The sequence below is a fragment of the Isoptericola sp. NPDC060185 genome, from assembly GCF_042728595.1.
GTDB lineage: Bacteria > Actinomycetota > Actinomycetes > Actinomycetales > Cellulomonadaceae > Isoptericola.
The window spans coordinates 1-21,465 of sequence record NZ_JBHWYY010000050.1; the positions used below are offsets into that span (position 1 = coordinate 1).

The 21,465-nt window shown below is 74.1% G+C and carries 23 protein-coding genes; 12 read left to right on the forward strand and 11 right to left on the reverse strand.

Features of this window, described 5'->3' with window-relative positions; all coding sequences use genetic code 11:
- Window positions 1-51: 51 nt before the first annotated feature.
- Complete coding sequence (locus tag ACFWDO_RS15060) at window positions 52-843, reverse strand: ABC transporter ATP-binding protein (RefSeq protein ID WP_380326605.1); 792 nt, start codon at window positions 841-843, stop codon at window positions 52-54.
- Window positions 844-1,084: 241 nt separating this feature from the next.
- On the opposite strand from ACFWDO_RS15060, the gene ACFWDO_RS15065 reads away from it, so the two are divergent.
- A complete protein-coding gene (locus ACFWDO_RS15065; RefSeq protein WP_380326602.1) occupies window positions 1,085-1,468 on the forward strand; it encodes a YybH family protein in 384 nt (127 codons plus the stop codon).
- 111 nt (window positions 1,469-1,579) lie between these two features.
- Here ACFWDO_RS15065 and ACFWDO_RS15070 read toward each other — a convergent pair whose 3' ends face one another.
- Entirely contained in the window at window positions 1,580-2,872 is a 1,293-nt protein-coding gene (locus ACFWDO_RS15070) for an alpha/beta fold hydrolase (protein WP_380326608.1), read from the reverse strand.
- A 79-nt stretch (window positions 2,873-2,951) separates the two neighbouring features.
- On the opposite strand from ACFWDO_RS15070, the gene ACFWDO_RS15075 reads away from it, so the two are divergent.
- On the forward strand, window positions 2,952-3,692 hold the full coding sequence (locus ACFWDO_RS15075; protein WP_380326599.1) for a hypothetical protein: 741 nt from the start codon (window positions 2,952-2,954) through the stop codon (window positions 3,690-3,692).
- Complete coding sequence (locus tag ACFWDO_RS15080) at window positions 3,676-4,311, forward strand: TetR/AcrR family transcriptional regulator (RefSeq protein WP_380326596.1); 636 nt, start codon at window positions 3,676-3,678, stop codon at window positions 4,309-4,311. The genes ACFWDO_RS15075 and ACFWDO_RS15080 overlap by 17 nt, the downstream gene beginning before the upstream one ends.
- Here the strand turns inward: ACFWDO_RS15080 and ACFWDO_RS15085 are convergent.
- The 4 genes from ACFWDO_RS15085 to ACFWDO_RS15100 form a co-directional block, all read right to left on the reverse strand.
- Window positions 4,293-4,808, reverse strand: a complete 516-nt coding sequence (locus tag ACFWDO_RS15085; RefSeq protein WP_380326593.1) for a hypothetical protein — start codon at window positions 4,806-4,808, stop codon at window positions 4,293-4,295. The two genes, ACFWDO_RS15080 and ACFWDO_RS15085, sit on opposite strands and share 19 nt — an antisense overlap.
- Window positions 4,809-5,060: 252 nt before the next feature.
- Window positions 5,061-6,575 (reverse strand): glycerol kinase GlpK, encoded by a 1,515-nt coding sequence (glpK, locus tag ACFWDO_RS15090; RefSeq protein WP_380327159.1) that lies wholly within the window; start codon window positions 6,573-6,575, stop codon window positions 5,061-5,063.
- 74 nt (window positions 6,576-6,649) lie between these two features.
- Complete coding sequence (locus ACFWDO_RS15095) at window positions 6,650-7,411, reverse strand: MIP/aquaporin family protein (RefSeq protein WP_380321492.1); 762 nt, start codon at window positions 7,409-7,411, stop codon at window positions 6,650-6,652.
- Window positions 7,412-7,519: 108 nt separating this feature from the next.
- Window positions 7,520-9,265 (reverse strand): FAD-dependent oxidoreductase, encoded by a 1,746-nt coding sequence (locus tag ACFWDO_RS15100; protein WP_380321489.1) that lies wholly within the window; start codon window positions 9,263-9,265, stop codon window positions 7,520-7,522.
- A 100-nt stretch (window positions 9,266-9,365) separates the two neighbouring features.
- On the opposite strand from ACFWDO_RS15100, the gene ACFWDO_RS15105 reads away from it, so the two are divergent.
- Both ACFWDO_RS15105 and ACFWDO_RS15110 read left to right on the forward strand, forming a co-directional pair.
- Entirely contained in the window at window positions 9,366-10,319 is a 954-nt protein-coding gene (locus ACFWDO_RS15105; protein WP_380321486.1) for a sugar-binding transcriptional regulator, read from the forward strand.
- Window positions 10,320-10,376: 57 nt separating this feature from the next.
- Window positions 10,377-10,907, forward strand: coding sequence for an amino-acid N-acetyltransferase (locus ACFWDO_RS15110; protein WP_380321483.1), 531 nt, complete (start codon window positions 10,377-10,379; stop codon window positions 10,905-10,907).
- A gap of 105 nt (window positions 10,908-11,012) precedes the next feature.
- On the opposite strand, the gene ACFWDO_RS15115 is transcribed toward ACFWDO_RS15110, so the two are convergent.
- Window positions 11,013-11,930: an A/G-specific adenine glycosylase gene (locus tag ACFWDO_RS15115; protein ID WP_380321480.1), complete on the reverse strand. Its 918-nt coding sequence runs from the start codon at window positions 11,928-11,930 to the stop codon at window positions 11,013-11,015.
- A 106-nt stretch (window positions 11,931-12,036) separates the two neighbouring features.
- A complete protein-coding gene (locus ACFWDO_RS15120; protein ID WP_380321477.1) occupies window positions 12,037-12,786 on the reverse strand; it encodes a hypothetical protein in 750 nt (249 codons plus the stop codon).
- A 31-nt stretch (window positions 12,787-12,817) separates the two neighbouring features.
- Here ACFWDO_RS15120 and ACFWDO_RS15125 point away from each other — a divergent pair, with 31 nt between their 5' ends.
- Complete coding sequence (locus ACFWDO_RS15125) at window positions 12,818-13,642, forward strand: hypothetical protein (RefSeq protein WP_380321474.1); 825 nt, start codon at window positions 12,818-12,820, stop codon at window positions 13,640-13,642.
- Window positions 13,643-13,758: 116 nt separating this feature from the next.
- On the opposite strand, the gene disA is transcribed toward ACFWDO_RS15125, so the two are convergent.
- Both disA and radA read right to left on the reverse strand, forming a co-directional pair.
- Window positions 13,759-14,844, reverse strand: a complete 1,086-nt coding sequence (gene disA, locus ACFWDO_RS15130) for a DNA integrity scanning diadenylate cyclase DisA (RefSeq protein WP_380321471.1) — start codon at window positions 14,842-14,844, stop codon at window positions 13,759-13,761.
- Window positions 14,845-14,853: 9 nt separating this feature from the next.
- Entirely contained in the window at window positions 14,854-16,299 is a 1,446-nt protein-coding gene (radA, locus tag ACFWDO_RS15135; RefSeq protein ID WP_380321468.1) for a DNA repair protein RadA, read from the reverse strand.
- A 60-nt stretch (window positions 16,300-16,359) separates the two neighbouring features.
- Between radA and ACFWDO_RS15140 the strand changes: the two genes are divergently transcribed.
- The 3 genes from ACFWDO_RS15140 to ACFWDO_RS15150 all read left to right on the forward strand — a co-directional run bounded on the left by ACFWDO_RS15140 (window position 16,360) and on the right by ACFWDO_RS15150 (window position 17,910).
- A complete protein-coding gene (locus ACFWDO_RS15140; protein ID WP_380347012.1) occupies window positions 16,360-17,076 on the forward strand; it encodes a DUF2087 domain-containing protein in 717 nt (238 codons plus the stop codon).
- A 29-nt stretch (window positions 17,077-17,105) separates the two neighbouring features.
- Window positions 17,106-17,603, forward strand: a complete 498-nt coding sequence (locus ACFWDO_RS15145; protein ID WP_380321462.1) for a hypothetical protein — start codon at window positions 17,106-17,108, stop codon at window positions 17,601-17,603.
- Window positions 17,604-17,676: 73 nt separating this feature from the next.
- The gene (locus tag ACFWDO_RS15150; RefSeq protein WP_380321459.1) at window positions 17,677-17,910 is read left to right on the forward strand and encodes a hypothetical protein; all 234 of its coding nucleotides are present in this window, start codon (window positions 17,677-17,679) and stop codon (window positions 17,908-17,910) included.
- Between the two features lie 69 nt (window positions 17,911-17,979).
- On the opposite strand, the gene ACFWDO_RS15155 is transcribed toward ACFWDO_RS15150, so the two are convergent.
- Window positions 17,980-19,080 (reverse strand): DUF4253 domain-containing protein, encoded by a 1,101-nt coding sequence (locus ACFWDO_RS15155; protein ID WP_380321456.1) that lies wholly within the window; start codon window positions 19,078-19,080, stop codon window positions 17,980-17,982.
- Window positions 19,081-19,216: 136 nt separating this feature from the next.
- Here ACFWDO_RS15155 and ACFWDO_RS15160 point away from each other — a divergent pair, with 136 nt between their 5' ends.
- Genes ACFWDO_RS15160 through ACFWDO_RS15170 form a run of 3 tightly spaced genes read left to right on the forward strand, consistent with a single transcriptional unit; the run spans window position 19,217 to window position 21,419 of the window.
- A complete protein-coding gene (locus ACFWDO_RS15160; protein ID WP_380321453.1) occupies window positions 19,217-19,843 on the forward strand; it encodes a hypothetical protein in 627 nt (208 codons plus the stop codon).
- 46 nt (window positions 19,844-19,889) lie between these two features.
- Window positions 19,890-20,753 carry a pyrroline-5-carboxylate reductase gene (gene proC / locus ACFWDO_RS15165; RefSeq protein WP_380321450.1) on the forward strand — a complete coding sequence of 288 codons (864 nt, stop codon included), beginning with the start codon at window positions 19,890-19,892 and terminating at the stop codon, window positions 20,751-20,753.
- A 42-nt stretch (window positions 20,754-20,795) separates the two neighbouring features.
- Window positions 20,796-21,419 (forward strand): TetR family transcriptional regulator, encoded by a 624-nt coding sequence (locus tag ACFWDO_RS15170; RefSeq protein ID WP_380321444.1) that lies wholly within the window; start codon window positions 20,796-20,798, stop codon window positions 21,417-21,419.
- Window positions 21,420-21,465 lie beyond the last annotated feature (46 nt).

Genomic DNA, 21,465 nt, shown 5'->3' on the forward strand with positions numbered 1-21,465 from the left:
GTTTCGTGGGCGAAACCGGGCCAAACGCCCGCTCACAACGCTGGGGCTCGGTCAGCGGAAGCGCTGCGCCGCCAGCGGGGCGGCTTCGGCGAGGCCGCGCACGGCGGGGTGGGCGTCGTCGGCCGCGCCGGCGGCGAGCACGTCGCTCATCGGCCCGGACGCGACGAACCGGCCCTCGGCCAGCACGTGCACGGTGGGGCACAACCGCGCGACCAGCTCCACGTCGTGCGAGACCAGCAGCACGGCGGTGCCCTCGGCGCGCGTGACGTCGGCGAGGCGGCGTACGATCTCGCCGCGCATCGCCGGGTCGACGGCGGTGAGCGGCTCGTCGAGCAGCATCGCGTCGGGCCGGGTGGCGAGGGCGAGCGCCAGCGCGAGCCGCTGCTTCTCCCCGCCGGACAGCGAGTGGATGGTGCGCCCGGCGAACTGCGGCTCCAGCGCGACGTCGTCGAGCAGCTGCTCGACGGTGCGGCCGCTCGCCCGGCCGGCCTTGCGGGCGTCGGACAGCGCACCGGAGACGGCGCGCTCCACCGTCCACCGCGGGTCGGCGTCGAGCCCGTTCTGCGCGACCGTGCGCACCGCGGCGCGGAACTTCTTCTTGTCCCGCCAGCCGAGCTTGCCCACCGTGCGGCCCTCGAACGTCACGTGGCCCTCGCGGATCCGCAGCTGCCCCAGCAGCGCCTGCACCAGCGTGGACTTGCCGGCACCCGACTCGCCCACGATCCCCACCGGCTCCGCCCCCGGCAGCAGCACCAGGTCGATCCCCTCCAGGATCGCCGGGCCGCCGTACCCGACCACCAGGTCGGCCGCACGCAGGATCGGGGTGGGGGAGGTGGTGCTCATGAGGTCGCCTTCTGCTTCACGTGGCGCGCCCGGGCGGGCGCCGCCGGTAGTCCGACGAACGACGGTACCCCGCGGTTCCCGCACCCCGGCGTGGTGGTCCAGTTCCCGCGAGGTGGTCCGGAACTCGGCGAGGTGGTCCGGAACTCGGCGAGGTAGTCCGGAACTCGGCGAGGTAGTCCGGAACTCGGCGAGGTAGTCCGGAACTCGGCGAGGTAGTTCCTCCCGCGCGCATACTGCGGGGATGGCAGCGGACCGGGTGTCGGTACGACGGTGGGTCGCCGGGTACGAGGCGGCGTGGCGGGACAGCGACGCGGACGCCGTCGAACGGCTCTTCACGCCCGACGCCCGGTACGCGCGCTCCCCGTACGACCCCGAGGAGCTCGTGGGTCACGCCGCGATCCGCGGGTTCTGGACCGTCGACACCGGCGCGACGTTCACGATGGCGGCCGAGCCGCTCGCCGTGGAGGGGGACGTCGCCGTCGTCCGGGTCGAGGTGCGCTACACCGCGCCGCGGGAGCAGGAGTACCGCGACCTGTGGGTGCTGCGCTTCGCCCCCGACGGCCGCGTGGTGGACTTCGAGGAGTGGGCGTACTGGCCCGGGAAGGCCTGGAGCGCGGCGCTGTGAGCAGGCCGGTCGGGACCGCCTCGCGTCACGACTGCTCCGTGAACTACCTCACCGAGTCGTGAACTACTTCGCCGAGTCGTCAACTACCTCGCGGGACCACGGACCACGTCTTCACGACCGCGCGCCGCCGCGGGCGTCCATGCGGGCGAGGAGCTTGGGAAACACGTCGCCGAGCCGCAGGCCGTCGTGCTCGAACTCGTTGGTCACCCAGGCGCGGGCGTTCCCGACGTGCCCGGCGGTCTCCAGGGACAGGCCCGCGTCCACGAACATGTCATCGTGGTAGACGGCGGCCTCGAGCGGGGCTTCGTTGCGCGCCAGGACGTCGAGGTCGTACAGGTCGCCCCAGCCCTTGCGCGCGGCGAGCGCCTCGGCCGCCGGGCGGAACGGGCGCAGCGCGGCGACCTGCTCGAACATCCAGGGGTAGATCATCTCGCCGGTGAACAGCAGGGGCCGCGCGTCGCCGGCGAACGACGGGTCCTCGTCGCGCACGCGCTGCGCCGCCCACGCCGTCGCCCCGGTGCCGGACTGGGCGTAGATCGACTCGTGCAGGACGGCGTACATCGGGTTGGTGGCGAAGCCGGTGGCGGCCTCCACCTCGGCGAGGAAGGTGTCGGACAGCTCGCCCGCGCCGTCGTCGTCGAACGCCTCGTCGACGATCCAGTGCACGCGCTCGAAGCCGGGGCCCATGCCGAACGCCATGCCGAGCGTCTGGAAGCGCTCGACGGTGAGCAGGTCCCCGCCGGGCAGGCGCACGTCTCCCGCGGCGATGCGGTCGGCGATCCGTGCCACGCGCTCGACGTCGTCGGGGTACCGCTCGCGGTAGAGCGCGTTCTTGGCGACGACGCGCGGCTGGGTGCGCCGGTAGACGTCCTCGGCGCTCGCGGTCAGGCCCGCCAGGCCGCCGGTGACGTACGACGCCGCGACGGCCTCGGGCGCGCGCGACAGGTAGGTGAGCGTGAGGAACCCGCCGTACGACTGGCCGAGGGTGGACCAGCGGCGCCCGCCGTAGACCGTCTTCCGCACATGCTCGGCGTCGTCGACGATGGCGTCGGCGCGGAAGTGGGAGAGGTGCTCGGCCTGCGCCTCGGCGGAGCCGAGCGCGGTCAGCGCTCCCGCGCGCACCGCCGTCGAGCGGCCGGTACCGCGCTGGTCGAGCAGGACGACGCGGAAGCGCTTGAGCGCCTCGCCCGCCCAGCCGTCCGGGCCGGTGGGGCGGGGGCCCTTGCCGCCCGGGCCGCCCTGGAGGAAGACGAGCAGGGGCAGGTCGTCGGCCTGTCGGGTGGGGTCGACGAGCTCGCGCACGAAGAGCGAGATCGTGCGCCCGTCGTCGGGGTGCGACCAGTCCAGCGGCACCGTGAGGGTGCGGTCGGTGACGTGGACGCCGGGGATCGTGTACTCGCGCATGGTGGTCCTGCCCGTGGTGCTCACCGGCACAGCCTAGGCCGGGTTGCATTAATAGAGCGACTGCTCCAACAATGAGGTCGTGCCCCGAACCTCCGCCTCGTCCGTGACCGAGGTCCGCCAGCCTCGCGCCGTGCCCCTGCTCGTCCTCGCGGCGACCGTCCTGCTCGGCGTGGGGCTGGGCGTCGGCCTCCCGCCGCTCGCCCGCTGGCTGGAAGGCTTCCTGGAGTCGAGCCCGCTGCCGGACCTCGGCCCGGTCGGGCTGCTCGCCGGCCTGCCGCCGGCCTGGTCCGTCCCGATCCTCGGGGGGCTCGGCGTGCTGGTCGGGACGCTGCTGGCGCTGTCGACGATCGGGGAGGCGCTGCGCCTGACCGTCGCGGCCGACCACCTGGAGCACCGCACGGACGACCAGGAGGGCTGGGTGGAGCGGGGCGACGTCGCGGACGTCTTCCGCGACGGCCGGTACCTGGTCCTCCTCGGCCCGGGCGGCGCGCCGCGGGCCCGGCTGGATGCCGACACGCTGCGCACGGCCGAGGTGCGGGGCGCGTTCGAGGCGCACGGCTGGCCGTGGCGCGACGCCGACCCGCACGAGCACGAGTACGAGCGGTGGATGGACGGGCGCCCGGGCTTCGCCCCCGCCGAGCACGCGTTGCTGCGCCGCCGGCTCGCGGAGCGCAAGGACGCCGGCGCGGTGGCGGAGGTCGACGCCGAGCTCGCGGCGCACGGCATCGTTGCGCGCGTCCGGGGCGACCGGCTCCAGGCCCGGCGGTTCGCCGTCCCCGCCGCCCCCGTGACCGAGAATGCCCGTGGCACGCACCATTGACCCCGCGCGCCACGAGGCGCGCCGTCTTCAGATCATCGACGCCGGGCTGACCGTCCTCGCGGAGCGCGGGTACGAGGGCGCGACGACGGCGGCGATCTGTCGGCAGGCCGGTATCGGCTCGGGCACGTTCTTCCACTACTTCGCCACGAAGACGGAGCTGGTGCTCGCCATCCTCGAGCTGGGCACGGCCGAGACGGTCGAGAAGTCGGCGGCCCTCGAGGGCCGCACCGACCCGCTCGGCGTCCTGCTCGACCTGTTGGCGGGTTGGGCGGACGACGCGGCCGACCCGCGCATCCCCGGCTTCGTGCGCGCCGTCGCCGGCGTCATGCACCTGCCGGCGGTCGCGGCGGCCCTGGCGGACGACGACCGCGCCCAGCGCGACCTCCTGGTCCCGTGGATCGAGCGCGGCCAGGCCGCGGGCGAGGTCCGCGCCGACCTCGCGCCCGCCCGCATCGCCTCGTGGCTGGTCCTGCTGTCCGGCGGCTTCCTGGAGCGCGTCGCCACCGACGACCGCTTCACCGTCGAGGGCGAGCGCGCGCTCCTGGTCGCCACGGCGCGGACGTTCCTGGCGGACGACGCGTCCGACGGGCCCCGCCCCGGTCAGACGGGCGGTCGGTGAGCCGCCGCCCAGGGGTCGTTCGCCGGGTCGGCGAGGAAGGCCCGGGCGTGATCGGCGAGGGAGCGGTCCAGGTCCTCGACGGTCAGCGTCGAGTACTCGAGGACGTCGTACTCGTCGTCCGCCTCGACGAACCACCGTGCTGAGGGGAGCCCTTCGTGGCCGATCTCGCGGTGGGCCCAGGCGGCCAGCTCGCGCGGGCTGATCGAGCCCGCGAGCAGGTCCAGGATCTTGCGCCGGACCTTCACCGTCTCGACCTGGTCCGGGGCGGGGACGTGGAGCCGGAGCTCGGCCGCCGCGGTGTCCGCCGTCAGCCGGAGCGCCGACGGCGCGTCGTCGGGATACGCGCCCGCCAGCTCGGCGAGCGCGGGCGAGTCGAGCCCGGCGACCAGCGCCTCCACCGCTGCGGTGACCAGCCGCTCCCGGGTGGCGGGCCGCACCTCGTCGCGGAACAGGCACAGGGCCTCGGCCAGCCGGTCCCTCGCCTCGTCCCGATCCACGAGCGCACCGTAGCGGACGGCCCGGCGGGCGCCGCCCGGCACCCGGCACAGGCAGTGGCAGTGGCAGCGGTAGCGGCCGAGCGGAGCACAGCACCCAGCAGCCCAGTCCACCACCGGGCGGAGGGCGAACGCAGAGCGGCGGGGACGGACGTCGTGCGGGCGGTCGTAGATGTCCCGAAGTGGAGGGCGCCCTGGCGCCCGTGAACGCGACCGCCCGCACGAGGTCCGTCCCCGCCGCGGGCTCAAGCAGAACTACTGCACGTCAGCATCAACCCAATCGAACGTCTTCGTGACCGCCTTCTTCCAGGACCGGTAGAGCCGCTCGCGCTCGTCCTCGGCCATGGCCGGCGACCAGCGCTTGTCCTCCGCCCAGTTCGCGGTGACGTCCTCCTCGCCCTTCCAGAACCCGACGGCGATGCCGGCGGCGTAGGCGGCGCCGAGCGCCGTCGTCTCGGCGACCTTGGGCCGCACGACGTCGACGCCGAGCTGGTCGGCCTGGAACTGCATGAGCAGCTCGTTGGCCACCATGCCGCCGTCCACCTTGAGCTCGGTGAGGTCGACGCCGGAGTCGAGCTTCATCGCGTCGACGACCTCGCGGGTCTGGAAGGCCACGGCCTCGAGCGCCGCGCGCGCGATGTGGTTGCGGTTGACGTACCGGGTGAGGCCGACGAGCGCGCCGCGCGCGTCGGGCCGCCAGTACGGCGCGAACAGGCCGGAGAACGCGGGCACGAAGTAGGCGCCGCCGTTGTCCTCGACCTTGCGGGCCAGCCACTCGACGTCGGGGGCGTCCTCGAACATCCCGAGGTTGTCCCGCAGCCACTGGATGAGGGAGCCGGTGACGGCGATGGAGCCCTCGAGGGCGTACACCTGGGGGGCGTCGCCGATCTTGTAGCAGACGGTGGTGAGCAGGCCGTTCTTGCTCGGCACCTTCTCCGTGCCCGTGTTGAGGAGCATGAAGTTGCCGGTGCCGTAGGTGTTCTTCGCGGTGCCGGTCTCGAAGCAGGCCTGGCCGAAGGTGGCCGCCTGCTGGTCGCCGAGGATGCCGGCGATCGGCACGCCGGGCACGAGGCCGCGGGGGCGGCCCTGGCCGTACACCTCGGAGGAGGAGCGGATCTCGGGCAGCATCGACAGCGGGATGCCCATGTCCGCGGCGATGTCCTCGCGCCAGCTCAGGGTGTCGAGGTCCATGAGCATGGTGCGCGACGCGTTGGTGACGTCGGTGACGTGCACGCCGCCGTCGGGCCCGCCGGTCATGTTCCACAGCACCCAGGTGTCGGTGTTGCCGAAGAGGAGGTCGCCCTTCTCGGCGGCCTCGCGCGCGCCCTCGACGTTGTCGAGGATCCACTTGACCTTGGGGCCGGAGAAGTAGGTCGCCAGCGGCAGGCCGACGATCGACTTGTACTTGTCGGCACCCTCGGAGCCGCCGAGCTCGTCGACGATCGCCTGCGTGCGGGTGTCCTGCCACACGATGGCGTTGTAGACGGGCTTGCCGGTGTTCTTGTCCCACACGACGGCGGTCTCGCGCTGGTTGGTGATGCCGATGGCGGCGAGGTCGGTGTGTGCCAGGTTGCCGCGGGTGAGCGCCAGCCCGACGACCTCGCGGACGTTGCTCCAGATCTGCTCGGCGTTGTGCTCGACCCAGCCCGCCTTGGGGAAGATCTGGTCGTGCTCGAGCTGGCCGGTGGAGACGATCCGGCCGGAGTGGTCGAAGACGATGGCACGCGAGCTCGTCGTGCCTTGGTCGATGGCGAGGACGTAGTCAGCCATGGGGGATGCCCTTCACGTCGATGTGGTGGAGAGGGTGCCGGCCGGGCCCGGCAGGGCCCGGCCGGCGGGGTCGGTCAGGAGTACACGGCGCCGAGCAGGCCGGCGAGCACGCCGCCCACGAGGGGGCCGGCCACGGGCACCCACGAGTAGGCCCAGTCGCTGGAGCCCTTGCCCTTGATGGGCAGGAGGGCGTGCGCGATACGCGGGCCGAGGTCACGGGCAGGGTTGATGGCGTACCCGGTGGGGCCACCGAGGCTGGCGCCGATCGCGACCACGATGAGGGCGACGGCGAGCGGCCCCAGGCCGGACGGCGTCTTGCCGGACACGACGACGAAGAACACGAGCACGAAGGTCGCGATGACCTCGGTGATGAAGTTCCAGCCGTAGGAGCGCAGCTCCGGCCCGGTGGAGAACACCGCCAGCTTGGTGGCGGCGGGGGCCTCCTGGTCGAAGTGGTTCTTGTAAGCCACGAACGCGAGCACGGCACCGATGATCGCGCCGATCATCTCGGCGGCGAAGTAGATGAACATGTTGCTCACGGTCGGTTCGATCGTCGCGGTGATCGCCCCGCCAGGCCCGGTGACCGAGTAGAACGGCATGTCCGCGCTGAACAGGCCGATCGTGACGGCCGGGTTGAGGTGGGCTCCCGACTTGTAGGCGGTGAACACACCCGCGAACACCGCGAGGCCCCATCCGAAGTTGATGAGGAGCCAGCCGCCGTCGAAGCCCTTGGTCTTCGGGAGCACCACGTTGGCGACGACGCCGGCGCCCAGCAGGATCAGCGTCGCGGTCCCGAGGATCTCGGACCAGAACGCCTGCATGATCAATGAGTCCATCGTCGGTTCTCTTTCTCTTGAGGGACCACGTTGTCCTCTCCGGGACCGGAGAGCCCGCGGGCGGCATCGCCTCGCGGAAGCCCGGCCGGTCGCCCGGCCGGGAAGGGATCAGCCCCGCAGGGGCTGCATGGCGGCGACGTCGGGCGCGCGCAGGCGCACGGCCTCGGCGCTCGCGTCGTCGGGCTGGAGCTCCGCCTCGTCCTCTGCCTGGGCGCGGGCGGTGTAGGCGTCGACCTCGGCCTGCCGCGTGGCGGCGTCCCAGCCGAGGAGCGGCGCGGCGATGTCGGCGATCTCGTCGAGGGCGGCCAGCCCGCGGTCCGGCACCTCGTAGACGAGGCGGGTGCGGTGCAGCAGCAGGTCCTCGAGGTGCAGGGCACCCTCGTGGCTGACGCCGAAGTGGATCTCGGCGCGCAGGTAGGCGGGCGCGTGCTCGAGCGGCTGGGCCAGCGACGGGTCCTGCTCGCACAGGTCGACGAGCTGGCGCAGGGACGACCCGTACCGGTGCAGCAGGTGGTCGACCATCGCGGGCTTCCACCCGAAGCGGGCGGCCCAGGTGCGGGCCAGCCGTCGCGTGGCCTGCAGGCCGACCGCGCCGAGCAGGGGGATCTTGTGGGTGATCGACGGCAGCGCGGCCGCGCGCTGCCCGATGGCGAAGTCCACGGCGTCCTTCGCCATCACCCGGTAGGTGGTGAGCTTGCCGCCCGCGATGACGGTGAGCCCGGGCACGGGGCTGGCGACGGTGTGCTCGCGCGACACCTTGGCGGAGCTGGTGCCCTCCTTGGTGCCGGGCTGCAGCAGGGGGCGCAGGCCCGCGTAGGTCCCGATGATGTCGTCGCGGCTCAGCGGGTGCGCCAGGACGGCGTTCGCATGGTCGAGGATGTAGTCGATGTCCTGCGCCGTGGCGATGGGGTGCGTCGGGTCCTGGTTCCACGGGGTGTCGGTGGTGCCGACCACCCAGTAGCGGGACCACGGGATCACGAACAGCACGGACTTCTCGGTCTGCAGGATGAGCCCCACTGTGCCCTTGATGCGCTCGCGCGGGACCACGATGTGCACGCCCTTGGAGGCCAGCACCCGCAGACCGCCCTCGTCGCCGGACAGCGCCTCGGTGTCCTCGGTCCATACGCCGGTCGCGTTGATGACGTGCCGGGCGCGCACCGTGATCTCCTCGCCGCTCTCGAGGTCGACGAGCACCGCACCGTTGACGGCGCCCGTCGCGCCCTTGGTGAGGCCCACGACCTGCGTGCGGGCGGCGGCGTGCGCGCCGTAGCTCACGGCGGTCCGCACCAGCGTCGTGACGAGGCGGGCGTCGTCGACCGAGGCGTCCCAGTACTGGACGGCGCCGATGGCTGCGTCGTGGGCGAGGTCGGGGAACTTGCTCGACATCTGACGCCGGCTGAGGTGGCGGTGCAGCGGCATGGCGCGGCGGCCCGGGGCCAGCGACGCGAGGGTGTCGTAGAGGGCGATGCCGGCGCCGACGTACGCGCGCTCCCACAGCCGGTGCTCCAGCGGGTAGAGGAACGGGACGGGCTTCACCAGGTGCGGCGCGATGTCCTTGAGCAGCAGGTCGCGCTCGGTGAGCGCCTCCTTGACGAGGTGGAAGTCGAGCATCTGCAGGTAGCGCAGGCCGCCGTGGACCAGCTTGCTGCTGCGGCTCGACGTGCCGGAGGCCCAGTCCTGCGCCTCGACGATCGCCGTCGACAGGCCGCGCGTCGCGGCGTCGAGCGCGATGCCGGCGCCGGTGACCCCGCCGCCGATGACGAGGACGTCGAGCTCACCGCTCGGGGACTGCGAGCCCTTCAGCGCGGCGAGCGCCTGGGTGCGCGACTCGGCCGTGAGGCGGGTGGAGGCCATCGGGGGTTCCTTCCGGTCGACGAGGACGCTCCCAGGTCAGCACCGCTGGCACGTCCGCGCAAGCCAGGTGCACGAACGTGCAGGATGAGATCCTGGAGCCATGGCGAGCTACCGGGAACGCGACGTCGTCATGGCGGCGACGATGTACTACCTCCAGGACATGAAGATGGAGACGATCGCGCGCCACCTGCGCACGTCCCGGTCCACCGTCTCGCGGCTCATCAAGCGCGCCCGGGAGACCGGCGTCGTCGAGATCACGCTGCGTCCCGGCCCGTCCCGGGCGCCCGGGCTCAGCCAGGAGATCGCCGAGCGGCACGGCATCGACGCCTACGTGGTCCCCGTCGCCGACTCGGCCACCGACGACGACCGCCTGCAGCAGGTCTCGGTCACCACCGCCCGCCTGCTGGCCCGCTGGTTCGACTCGGACATGGTGCTCGGCGTCGCCTGGGGCACGACCCTCGCCGCCATCACCGAGCACCTGCCGCACAAGCCCACCCGCGGCGCCGCCGTCGTGCAGCTGAACGGCGCCGCCAACACCAGGACCTCGGGCATGACCTACGCGGGCGACCTGATCGCAGGCTTCGGGACGGCCTTCGACGCGTCCGTCCACTACTTCCCCGTCCCCGCGTTCTTCGACTTCGCCGAGACCAAGGCGGCCATGTGGCGCGAGCGCTCCGTGCGCCGCGTGCTCGACGTCCAGTCCCGCGCCGACATCGCTCTCTTCTCCGTGGGCGCGCTCACCGGCGGCGTCCCCTCGCACGTGTACTCGGCGGGCTACCTCGACCCCGACGACGTCGCCGTCCTCGACGCCGAGGGCGTGGTGGGCGACGTGTGCACCGTCTTCATCCGGTCGGACGGCACGTACCGCGACATCTCCCTCAACGCCCGCGCCACCGGGCCCGCCCCGGCCGAGCTGCGCCGCATCCCCCGGCGGCTGTGCGCCGTCGCGGGCGACAACAAGGTGGTGCCGCTGCGGGCGGCGCTCGCGGCCGGCGTCGTGACCGACCTGGTCATCGACGAGGCCACCGCCGTCGCGCTCGTGGAGGACTCGTGAACGTCCGTGCAGCGGGACGGCCGCGCCCGCGAGGGTCCGCGCTCGTAGAGTGACGCCGTGCACCCGGACCCGTCCCGCGACCACGGTGCGTCGTACGCCGTCCGCCCCGCTCTCCCGGCCGACATGCGGGCGGTGCGCCGCCTCGTGGAGCCGTACGCCGAGCGACGCATCCTGCTGGCCAAGGAGATGGTCGGCTACTACGAGGCGGTCCAGGAGTTCCTGGTGGCGGCCGACGCCGACGGCGAGGTCGTCGGCTGCGGCGCCCTGCACGTCATGTGGGACGACCTCGCCGAGGTCCGCACCCTCGCCGCCGACCCGGCCTGGCGGGGTCGCGGCGTCGGGCACGCGATCGTCGAGGGGCTCGTCGGGCGGGCGCGCCAGCTCGGGCTGCGCCGCGTCTTCTGCCTCACGTTCGAGGTCGGCTTCTTCCGCACCCACGGGTTCCGCGAGATCGACGGCACGCCCGTCGACGCGGAGGTGTACGCAGAGCTCCTGCGCTCCCACGACGACGGCGTCGCCGAGTTCCTCGACCTCGCGCGCGTCAAGCCGAACACCCTGGGCAACACGCGGATGCTGCTCGAGCTCTGACGTCACCCGGAGCCGTGATCTCACCTGGTGCTGTGAGCGGGCGTTTGGCCCCGAACTCGGCCCGGATCAGGGCCAATCGCCCGCTCACAGCAACGACGGACGGCGTCAGGTAGGCAAGTGGTAGCGCCCGGTGTCGTCCTGCTCGACGAGGCCGTCCTCGACGAGGCCGGCGAGGCAGCGGTCCACCTGCGCCTGGTCGGGACCGGAGTCGGCCAGCAGCGCGCGCGGCAGCGGGTCCGCGGCGCCGCGCAGCGCGGCCATGACGCGCCCGCGCACCTGGCGGTCGGTGCCGTGCCAGGCCTGGGTGCGACGGCGGTGCGCGTGGGCGTCGGGCGGGTGCCCGGCGGCGCGCCACGCGCAGAGGTCCGCGACCGGGCAGGCGCCGCAGCGGGGAGCGCGGGCGGTGCACACGACGGCGCCGAGCTCCATCGACGCGGCGGCCCAGCGAGCGGCGGTGGCGTCGTCCTCGGGCACGACGGCGGCGGCGAGGGCACGCTCCGCGGCGGTGGGAGAGGGGGCCCCGAGCGCGGTGCCGCCGCGGGCGCGGGCCAGCACGCGGCGCACATTGGTGTCGACGACGACGGAGCGGCGGCCGAACGCAAACGCGCGCACGGCCGCGGCCGTGTACTCGCCGATGCCGGGCAGGGCGCGCAGGGCGTCCTCGTCGTCGGGGACGGCGCCGTCGTGCCGCTCGACGATCGCGGCCGCGCACTGCTGCAGGCGCAGCGCCCGGCGAGGGTAGCCGAGCCGGTCCCACGCGCGCAGCACGTCGGCGGTGGAGGCAGCGGCGAGGTCGGCCGGCGTCGGCCACCGCTCCAGCCACGCCCGCCACACCGGCTCGACCCGTACCACCGGCGTCTGCTGCAGCATCACCTCGCTGACCAGCACGCCCCACGGCGTGCGGTCGGGCCGCCGCCACGGCAGGTCGCGCGCGGCGTCGTCGAACCACGCGACCGTCCGCGCGACCAGCGGGTCCGGGGACGCAGCGGCCGACGGCGTCGGGGCGAGCGGGAGGGTCTGCACGGTCGCCCATTGTGTCCCACGAGCGGCACACCACCCGCCGAGCTGTCAGGGCCACAGGGGCGTATACCCCGCCGTGGGCCTGACAACTCGCGAGTGCGTCGAGCTGTCAGAGCCAGGGCGGGGTATACCCCTCTGTGGCCCTGACAAGTCCCGGGTGCGACGGCCGGCGGCGCGGCTCCGTGGTCGGCGAACCTGCACGTCGTACGGTGGCGCCGCCGCGCCGTTCGAGGGGAGCGGTGCGGTTCGAGACGGAGGGGTGGCCCGTGGCACGTGCGGACGACGGGCGTCGAGGTGGCAGCACCTCGCGCGGCGCCGGCGCGCGCTCCGGCGCGTCCGGGCGCTCGGGCGCCTCGCCCCGTGGCACGACGTCGCGTGGCACGACGACCGGTGCCGGCAAGGGCGGCGCCACGCCGGCCCCGAAGAAGCCCTCGGCGTCCGCGTCCCGGAGTGGTGCGAAGTCCACCTCGAAGCCCGCACCGAAGCAGGCACCGAAGGGCGCGGCCCGCGGCGCCTCCGCCAGGTCGGGGTCGGGAGGCGGAGCACGGTCCGGGGGCGCGAAGGCCTCGTCGGCCCGCTCGTCCACGACGCGTGCGTCGACCAGCCGCTCGTCGACCAGCCGCTCGTCGACCAGCCGGTCGTCGACCAGCCGGTCGTCGACCAGCCGTTCGTCGAGCAGCCGGTCGTCGTCGGCTCGGTCGTCGTTGAACCGTTCGTCGGGAGCCCGGGGCGGAAACCGTCGGGTGGTCACGACGTCCCAGCTCGTCGCCCCGGGAGCGTCGCGCGGTGGTGCGCGCTCGGCGTCGGCCGGACGCACGGCCTCGCGCCCCGCGAGGTCGAGGACGGGGAGGCCGCGCACGGCGCCGCGCCGTGCGCGCCGCTCGACGGTGGTGACGCTGCTCGTGGTGGCGTTGCTGTGCGCGACGGGCGTGGTCGGCGGCTACGGCCTGGGCCGCGCGGTCGACGGCGTGCGCGGGATGCTCGCCGGGCCGGAGAGCCTGCCGGCCGACAAGGTCGCCGCGCCCGAGCCCATCAACGCCGGCGGGCCGTGGACGACCTGCACCCCGGACGCCGTGGAGCTGCGCCTGTCGTCGAGCGCGACGACGGTGACGGCGGGGTCGCCGATGTCGTTCATGGTGCGGGTGACCAACGTGGGCCGCGTGCCCTGCACGTTCAACGGCACCGCCGCCAGCCGCGCGGTGACGATCGTCGACGCCGCGAGCAAGGAGCGGGTCTGGTCGTCGTCGGACTGCGCGGACGGCTCGCGGCTCCTGCTCCTCGGCCCGGGCGACCTCAACGCGGGCGAGGTGCACTGGAAGTCCCAGACGTCCGGCAAGGGCTGCAAGGGCCAGCCCACCGTCCCCGCCGGCACCTACGAGGCGACCGCGTCGCTCGTCGACGTGCCCGGCGCGAAGAGCGACCCCGTCACCTTCACCGTGGCCGCAAAGGCGAAGGCCACCGACGACGGAGCACCGACGGGCGGCGACGGACCCGAGGGAGACGCCGCTGAGGGCGACGCGAAGTCAGACGACGCGAAGTCAGGCGACGCGACGTCCGCGGACGCGAAGTCTGCGGACACGACCGACTCGTCGGCGGGCGGCGAGGACGACGACTCGCAGGGCGACGACGCGGACCACGGACGGAAGAAGGACGGGGCGGAGCGCGCCCCGGACCGCAAGGCGGAGGCCGACGAGAAGGCGTCCCGGCTGGGCTGAGTCGAGACCCTCGCCCGCCCGGCCGACTCGACTGTCCGGCTGACTCGACTGTCCGGCTGACAGGGATCTCGTCGCGGGGTGACCGGGGTCTCGCCCCAGGTCAGGGATCGCTCAGGTCAGACGTAGCGCTCGAGGATGCTGGACTCGGCGAGTCGCGACAGCCCCTCGCGGACGGCGCGCGCACGCTGCTCGCCGACGCCGTCGACGGCCATCAGGTCGTCGACGCTCGCAGCGAGGAGCTTCTGCAGCCCCCCGAAGTGCCCGACCAGGCGCTCGATGATGGCGGCGGGCAGGCGCGGCACCTTCGACAGGAGCCGGTAGCCGTGCGGCGCCACCGCGGCGTCGAGGGCCACGCCGCCGCCGGGCAGCTCCAGCACGCGGCCGATGTGGCCGAGGTCGAGGAGCTGCGCGGAGTCGAGGGCGGCGAGGTCGGCCTGGACCCCGGTGAGGGAGCGGCCGCTGCGCTCGAGCTCGACGTAGTCGCGGACCACGAAGTCGCGGTCGGCACCGATGCCGCCGATGAGCTCGTCGAGCTGCAGGGCGAGCAGGCGCCCGTCGGCGCCGAGCTCGACGACGTACCCGTCGATCTCCTCCGAGATGCGGCGCACCATCTCCAGGCGCTGGACGACGGAGCAGACGTCGCGCACCGTGACGAGGTCCTCGATCTCCAGCGCGGACAGGGTGCCCGACACCTCGTCGAGGCGGGAGCGGTAGCGCTCCAGGGTGGCGAGGGCCTGGTTCGCGCGGCCGAGGATGGTGTCGGGGTCCTCGAGGACGTGCCGGTGCGACCCGACGTAGATGGCGATGATCCGCATCGACTGGCTGACGGAGATCACCGGCAGGCCGGACTGCTTGGCGACGCGCTCCGCGGTGCGGTGGCGGGTGCCGGACTCGCTGGTCTCGATGGACGGGTCCGGGAGCAGCTGGACGGCGGCTCGGCGGATACGGGTGGCGTCGTGGTCGAGGACGCAGGCACCGTCCATCTTCGACAGCTCGCGCAGGCGCGTGGCCGAGAACTGGACGTCGAGCTCGAACCCGCCGGAGCACATCTGCTCCACGGTCTTGTCGAGGCCGAGGACGATGAGCGCGCCCGTGCGGCCGCGCAGGATGCGCTCGAGGCCGTCGCGCAGCTCGGTGCCGGGGGCGACCGCGGCAAGCGTCTCCCGGAGCAGGGCATCGGAGTGCACGGAGGAGGGAGCCACGGGGGAATCCTACGACGCGGAGGGGCGCTCGCCCCGGCGATCCGCCGATCGGACGCCGACCCCCGCGAGCTCGACGGCCTCGGCGAGGTGCCGGGCCTCCAGGAGCTGCATCCCGGCCGGTGCCTTGACCGCCGCGCCGGCCGGCACGACGGCCCGGACGAAGCCGAGGCGCGCCGCCTCGCCGACCCGTCGGTCGAGCCCGGTGACCGGCCGGATGTCGCCCGCGAGCCCGACCTCGCCGAGCGCGACCGTGCCGGTGGGCAGCGGCTCGCCCGTGCGCGCGGACACGATCGCGAGGGCGGTGGCCAGGTCGGCTGCGGGCTCGGTGACGCGGGCGCCGCCGATCGTCGAGACGTACACGTCCTGGTCGGCGAGCCGCAGCCCGCCGTGCCGGTGCAGGACGGCGAGGATCATCGCCAGCCGGGACGACTCGACGCCGCTGGTCGTGCGGCGCGGGTTCGCCAGCGGCGACGGCGCGACGAGCGACTGCAGCTCGAGGGCGAGCGGGCGCCGGCCCTCGAGGGTCACGGTGACGCACGTGCCGGGCACGCCCGCGCCGAGGTGGGAGAGGAACAGGCCGCTGGGGTCGCTCAGCCCGATGATGCCCTTCTCGGACAGCTCGAAGCAGCCGACCTCGTCCGTGGGTCCGTAGCGGTTCTTCACCGCTCGGACCATGCGCAGCCGCGAGTGCCGGTCGCCCTCGAACTGGCACACGACGTCGACCAGGTGCTCGAGCGTGCGCGGGCCCGCCACCGTGCCGTCCTTGGTGACGTGCCCGACGAGCAGCACCGGCACCTGCCGCTCCTTCGCGACGGCGATGAGCGAGGCGGCGACCTCGCGCACCTGGCTCACGCCGCCGGGGGCGCCGTCCACCTCCGTGGAGGCGATGGTCTGCACGGAGTCCACGACGAGCAGGTCGGGCTGGTTGGCCTCGATGTGGCCGAGCACGGTGCCGAGGTCGGTCTCCGCGGCGAGCAGCAGCGTCGGCGCCAGCGCGCCCACCCGCTCCGCGCGCAGGCGGACCTGCCCGGCGGACTCCTCGCCCGTCACGTACAGCACGGTGCGCGCGTCGCGACCGTCGGCCCCGCGCGCGTAGGAGGCGGCGACGTCGAGCAGCAGGGTCGACTTGCCGACGCCGGGCTCCCCGGCCAGCAGGACCACGGCGCCGGGCACGAGCCCGCCGCCGAGCACGCGGTCCAGCTCCGGCACCTGCGTGGGTGCCGCCTGCGCGGCCGCGACGTCGATGTCCCCGATCGGGCGCGCCGGCGCGCGGCCCGGGCTGGTCGCGACCGTGCGCGGCCCGGCCGACGCCGGGCCCTCGTCCGTCACCGTGCCCCACTCCTGGCACTCGCCGCAGCGGCCCACCCACTTGGGGGTGGTCCACCCGCACTCCGTGCAGCGGTAGCCGGGGCGCGACTGCTTGGCGCGGGTGCGGGAGGAGGTCGTGGTGCTCACGTCGTCAGACGCTAGGGGGAGGCACCGACACCGGCGCGGGCCGCGCGCGATGATGGCCGGGTGGTCCCCGTGAACCCCGACGTGACGCGGTTCCTGCACGACGGGCGCCTGCTGGCGATGCCGCGCCGGTGGGAGCACCGCCGGGTGGTGGCGCGCTGGCTCGCGCACGCCACGCTGCCCGACCTGCTGGAGCCGCTGGGGGAGCGCGAGCTCACGGACCGCCTTTCGGAGCTCGCCGCCGACCCGGTCGGCGCGCGGCGCGCGATGGTCGACCTGGGCGCGGTGCACCGCACCCGCGACGGCGCCGAGTACTGGCGCACCGAGCTCACGGAGTACGACGAGCTCGTCCCGGACGATGCCGTCGAGGACGCGACCACGTCCGAGGGGCTGCATCGCACGCTGCACCTCGACGGCCGCCGGATCGAGTCGGTCGCCACGTTCTACGACGAGCTGGACCGCGTCTTCATGGCGGGCGAGGACCGGCGGCTCCGGCCGGGCCTCGACGCCCTGGACGACCTGCTGCGCGGCGGGTTCGGCGCCGCGCACGGCGCGGACCGGGTCACCGTCGTCTGGCACGCCTTCGACCGTTCCCGCGACGCCCTCGGCTTCGCCGCGACGCGCGAGCACTACCTGGCGATGCTCGCGGACCCACGGTTCGACGCCGCGCTGTTCCGCGGGCGCCTCGCGGACCTCGAGGCCGGGCGCGGCCCGACGTACGCCGAGCTCGTGCTGGAGGTGTTCGCGGACCACCCCGGGGTGGAGCTGCTGCTGCGGTGATGTCCGGAGCACGGCCTAGGGTGTGCGCCATGCCCGTGCCCGAGGCGATCCCGATCGCCCACGTGCCCGACTACCGGACCGAGACGATCGGGCGGTACGACGGCGGACAGTTCTTCGCGTCGATCACGTACGCGTCACCCGAGGGGCCCTCCGGGGGAGCGGACCGGCGGGACCTGCAGCGGTTGTTCGTGGTGCTGCACCGGTTCGACGACGACGGCCACCACACGGGCTCCGACATCTGGGCCGCGGGGACGGCGCGCGACGAGGAGCGCCTGCGCGGCACGCCGGAGTCGCCCCTGGCGCGGGGCGAGGCACGCTTGGAAGAGCTGCTGGCCACCCTGCCCGGTGCGCTCTTCGGCGACATCGCCGTCCGGCCCTTCGAGGTCTTCGTTGACGGCGTGCGGTTCGGCCTCGTGCTCGAGAGGCACGACGACGAACTCGATCCCGACGGGCCGCCCGACTGGGCAGAGCTGTACCCGGACCTTCTCGGCTTCCACGCGCCCTGGGACGGCTGGCCGGATACCTGACGTCGTCAATGTGGGTCCCACGCGGGCATGAAGCGATCTGTGTCTGGTTCTGGCTCGAGTCGGAGGTGATGAGATGACTCTCGAATCGCTGGATCGCCGTGGAAACCTGCAACTTGTGGAGGACTCCACCCGGGCGTTTCCGGCACTCGCGATCAACGGCGACACCCTGGCGGCCCTTCTCGAAGACATGGAAGAAGAACTGCCCCACGGCCACGCCACCGCGACGGTGCGTGGCTGGCTCGCCGCGTACGAGGACATGATGGCGGCGGCGCAACGGAAGCTGCCTTACGTGCGGCCCGGGTTCTGACAGAGGCGTCGGGCTAAGAACGTTCGGTGGCCCGTGATGCTCCGGGTGCGGACCGGCCCCGGCCGCGGGTCAGTCCCACCAGAAGACCCACATCTCCTGTCCCACGAGCTGGTGCGCATACTCGTCCTCGGAGTCGTAGCCCGCAAAGACGGTGTCGGGGCAGAAGGCGAGGTGCTCGCGCGCGAGCGCCGTCGCCTGCTCGACGTCGGTCGGAGGGTTCGCGACGGACAGGCCGATCCGCGACGAGGACAGCAGGACCAGGCGGGCGCCGAACCGCTCCTCCCAGGACCGCAGCACCGCGCTGAGCTGCGCGGGCGTGGCCGTGTGGTTGGCGGCACCGGTCCACCCCGTGGCTGCCAGGACGTCGGCGCCTCGGCGGGCCGGCACGAGCGCGAGCCCGTACGGCCCTGCCGCGCCGCCCGGCGTGACGAGGCTGCGGACCAGGTCCAGCGCGGTCCGGTCCGGGGCGGACTCCACGGGCGCGGTCGACCCTCGCGCCAGCTCGCGGTGCTCGCCGAGGGCGAGCGAGCCGCCGAAGGCCTCCGCGTGCTGGGTGCGGATCGCGGCCAGGGCGCTCTCCGCGTCGAGGAGCTCCACCTGGGTGTCACGGGCGCCCCACGGGCACGGGTCCTGCGCCGTGAAGTCGACGACGACCGGGTGCAGACCCGAGCGGCCGGCGTCGGCGAGGAGCCGTGCGTACGCGCCAGCGAGGTCGGCGGGCGGCGCCGAGGTGACCCAGGCGCGCGCGTCGGCCAGGCCCGCTCCGACGGCGCCGAACCAGGGCTCCGCGGTGAGTGCCCCCGGCGGCAGGTCGGCGGGAAGCTCGGGGAAGGTCGCGACCGGCGGGAAGTACCGCATCACGAGGACAGGGTCCGCGCTCGCGCGGGCGGCGACGGCGTCCTCCACGACGCCGTCCACGTCCCAGCACGAGAATCCCGTGACCCGGGCGTGGAGCGACGCGAACGCCTGGAACCACAGGGCGGCCACGACGTCCCGGCTCCACCCGGTGGCCTCCTCGACCACGCCGTACGATGTGTCCTCGTCGAGCTCGGGCTGCGCCAGGCGGAAGAGCGTGTCGACCATCGCGACGATGTCGGCTCCTGGGGGAAGGGTCACGCGGGAGCCCGGGTACCGGCCGCGCAGGACGACGTCGTCGCTCGGATGAGTCACGCGTGCAGCGTAGTGCGCGGCACCCATGCGTGTCGGTGGGGCCACCCGAGGACGTGCTGCGCCGAGGTCCCGCTTCCACCCACCCGCACGGCCTAGGCTTCCTCGTGCACCGCCGCCGACCCCGCAGGAGGACATCGTGAGCCAGGCACGCACGGGCGGGAACGGCCGCCCGTCGCCGGAGGTGTTCCGCCGTCGTCGGATCGTGGTCGCGTCGGCCGCGGGCGCGCTGGTGCTGCTGGTGGTGCTGCTGACGGCGTTCGTGTGGCCGGGGTTCGCGCGCGAGGAGCCGACCCCGCAGGCCACGGTGACGGCGCCGGTCCCGACGCCGACGATCGCGCCGAGCGGGCGCCCGGAGTCGCAGACGGCGTTCCTCAAGGCGCAGCCGGACACGGTCCTCGCGCTGGCGCTGCAGGGCGTGACGGAGGACAAGAACCGCGAGAAGGAGGCCGACGCCGTCGAGGCGTGGCAGCTCACGTACGCGGACGGCACGGGCGACGGCGCGACGACGGTGCAGGTCGAGGCCGGACAGTGGGAGGACGACGACGCCGCGGCCGCCGCGTACGAGGCGCTGGTCAAGGCGGCCGGCGAGCCCACGGGCGAGGGCGACGTGACCGTGGACGGCACGAAGGTCGGCGCGTACGTCGTGACGCCGGGCTCGTCGGAGGGCACCGCCGTCGTCACGTGGCGCAACGGCACGGCCGTGCTGCAGGCCACGGGCCCGGCGGAACTGGTCGAGGACTTCTACTCCGCCTACCCGCTGTAGCCCGCGCGGCGGTCCCGACAGCCGCGCGCGACGTACCGTGGTGCCCGTGAGCGAGCAGACTGACGAGCAGGCCGGCGCCCCCCAGAACACCCGGGTGGGCGGCGTGAAGATGGCGTTCCTGGGCACGGGCAACATGGGCGAGGCGGTGCTGGCGGGCGCGCTGTCCGCGGGGGTCGCGCCGCACGACGTGGTGGCCACCTCCCGCCGGCCGGAGCGCGGCGCGCATCTCACCGAGCGGTTCGGGGTCCGCGCGACGACGGACAACGTCGCCGCCGTCGAGGGCGCGCACGTCGTCGTCGTCGGGGTGAAGCCGAAGGACGTGGGCGCGATGCTCGACCGGGTCGCCGACTCCCTCGAGCCGGGCGCCGTCGTCGTGAGCGTCGCCGCCGGGCTGCCGCTGTCGTTCTTCGAGCAGCGGCTGCCCGCGGGGACCCCCGTGGTCCGGGCGATGCCGAACACACCCGCCCTGGTGGGCGCGGGCGTGACGGCGGTGGTCGGGGGCTCGGCCGCCCGCGAGGACGACGTCGCCCTGGTGGAGCAGGTGCTCGCCGGCTCCGGTCACGTGTTCCGGGTCGCGGAGAAGGACATCGACGCGTTCGGCGCGCTCGCGGGCTCCGGCCCGGCCTACGTCTTCTACGTGGTCGACGCGATGGCGGAGGCCGGCGTGCTGCTCGGCCTCACCCGCGACGTCGCGCGGCGCCTCGCCGTCGAGACCGTGCTGGGCTCCGCGAAGCTGCTCGACGAGACGGGGGAGCACCCGGTCCTGCTGCGCGAGAAGGTCTCGTCGCCGGGCGGCACCACGGTGGCCGCGCTGCGCAAGCTCGACGACGGCGGCGTGCGCGCCGCGTTCCTCGACGCGCTCGAGGCGGCCCGGGACCGGTCGCGCGAGCTCGCCGCCGAGCACGGCTGAGCGGCGTCGTGACGAGCCGTGCGGGATGACGGGCAGGACGGGATGACGGGCGACGGCACCCACGGCCAGGAGGCCGGGCGTCGCGGGCGTCGGCCGGCGGGCGCCGGAACCCGGGAGCCCGTCCTCGCCGCCGCCCGCGAGGAGTTCCTCGAGCGCGGCTACGAGGCGGCGTCCGTGCGCTCGGTCGCGCGGCGCGCGGGCGTCGACCCGGGCACCGTCCGCCACTGGTTCGGCGACAAGACGCGCCTCTTCGCCGCGTCGCTCGGGCTGGCCGACGTCGACCCGGCCGTCGTCGCGCGCGTGGCGGCGGACGGGCCGGTCGACGGGCTGGGGGAGCGGCTCGTGCGGGCCGTCGTCGAGCTGTGGGACGCGGACGGCGGCACCACGGTGCGCCTCGTCATCCCGGCGGTGATGACCGACCCGGGGCTGCGCGAGCTGCTGCCGCAGTTCCTCGGCGCGGAGATCCTGGGCCCGATCGTGCGCCGGCTCGACGTCGCGGACGCGCGGCTGCGGACCGTGCTCGTAGCCTCGCAGGTGGCGGGCATGCTCATGGCACGGTTCCTCGTGCCGATCGAGCCGTTGGCGTCGATGCCGGCGGACCGTGTCGCCGCGCTGGTCGGCCCGGCCGTCCAGCGCTATCTCACGGACGACCTGCCCCCCGCCTGACGTCGAGATCGCGCTCACCACCCTCAGGGGATTGCGCGGCACCGCT

Coding starts and splice junctions, on each gene's coding strand:
- ACFWDO_RS15095 (WP_380321492.1), bottom strand. CDS start 7,411: ATGGACTCATTGATCATGCAGGCGTTCTGGTCCGAGATCCTCGGGACC.
- ACFWDO_RS15170 (WP_380321444.1), top strand. CDS start 20,796: ATGACGGGCGACGGCACCCACGGCCAGGAGGCCGGGCGTCGCGGGCGT.
- ACFWDO_RS15145 (WP_380321462.1), top strand. CDS start 17,106: ATGCCCGTGCCCGAGGCGATCCCGATCGCCCACGTGCCCGACTACCGG.
- ACFWDO_RS15070 (WP_380326608.1), bottom strand. CDS start 2,872: ATGCGCGAGTACACGATCCCCGGCGTCCACGTCACCGACCGCACCCTC.
- ACFWDO_RS15100 (WP_380321489.1), bottom strand. CDS start 9,265: ATGGCCTCCACCCGCCTCACGGCCGAGTCGCGCACCCAGGCGCTCGCC.
- glpK (WP_380327159.1), bottom strand. CDS start 6,575: ATGGCTGACTACGTCCTCGCCATCGACCAAGGCACGACGAGCTCGCGT.
- ACFWDO_RS15060 (WP_380326605.1), bottom strand. CDS start 843: ATGAGCACCACCTCCCCCACCCCGATCCTGCGTGCGGCCGACCTGGTG.
- ACFWDO_RS15065 (WP_380326602.1), top strand. CDS start 1,085: ATGGCAGCGGACCGGGTGTCGGTACGACGGTGGGTCGCCGGGTACGAG.
- ACFWDO_RS15150 (WP_380321459.1), top strand. CDS start 17,677: ATGACTCTCGAATCGCTGGATCGCCGTGGAAACCTGCAACTTGTGGAG.
- ACFWDO_RS15105 (WP_380321486.1), top strand. CDS start 9,366: ATGGCGAGCTACCGGGAACGCGACGTCGTCATGGCGGCGACGATGTAC.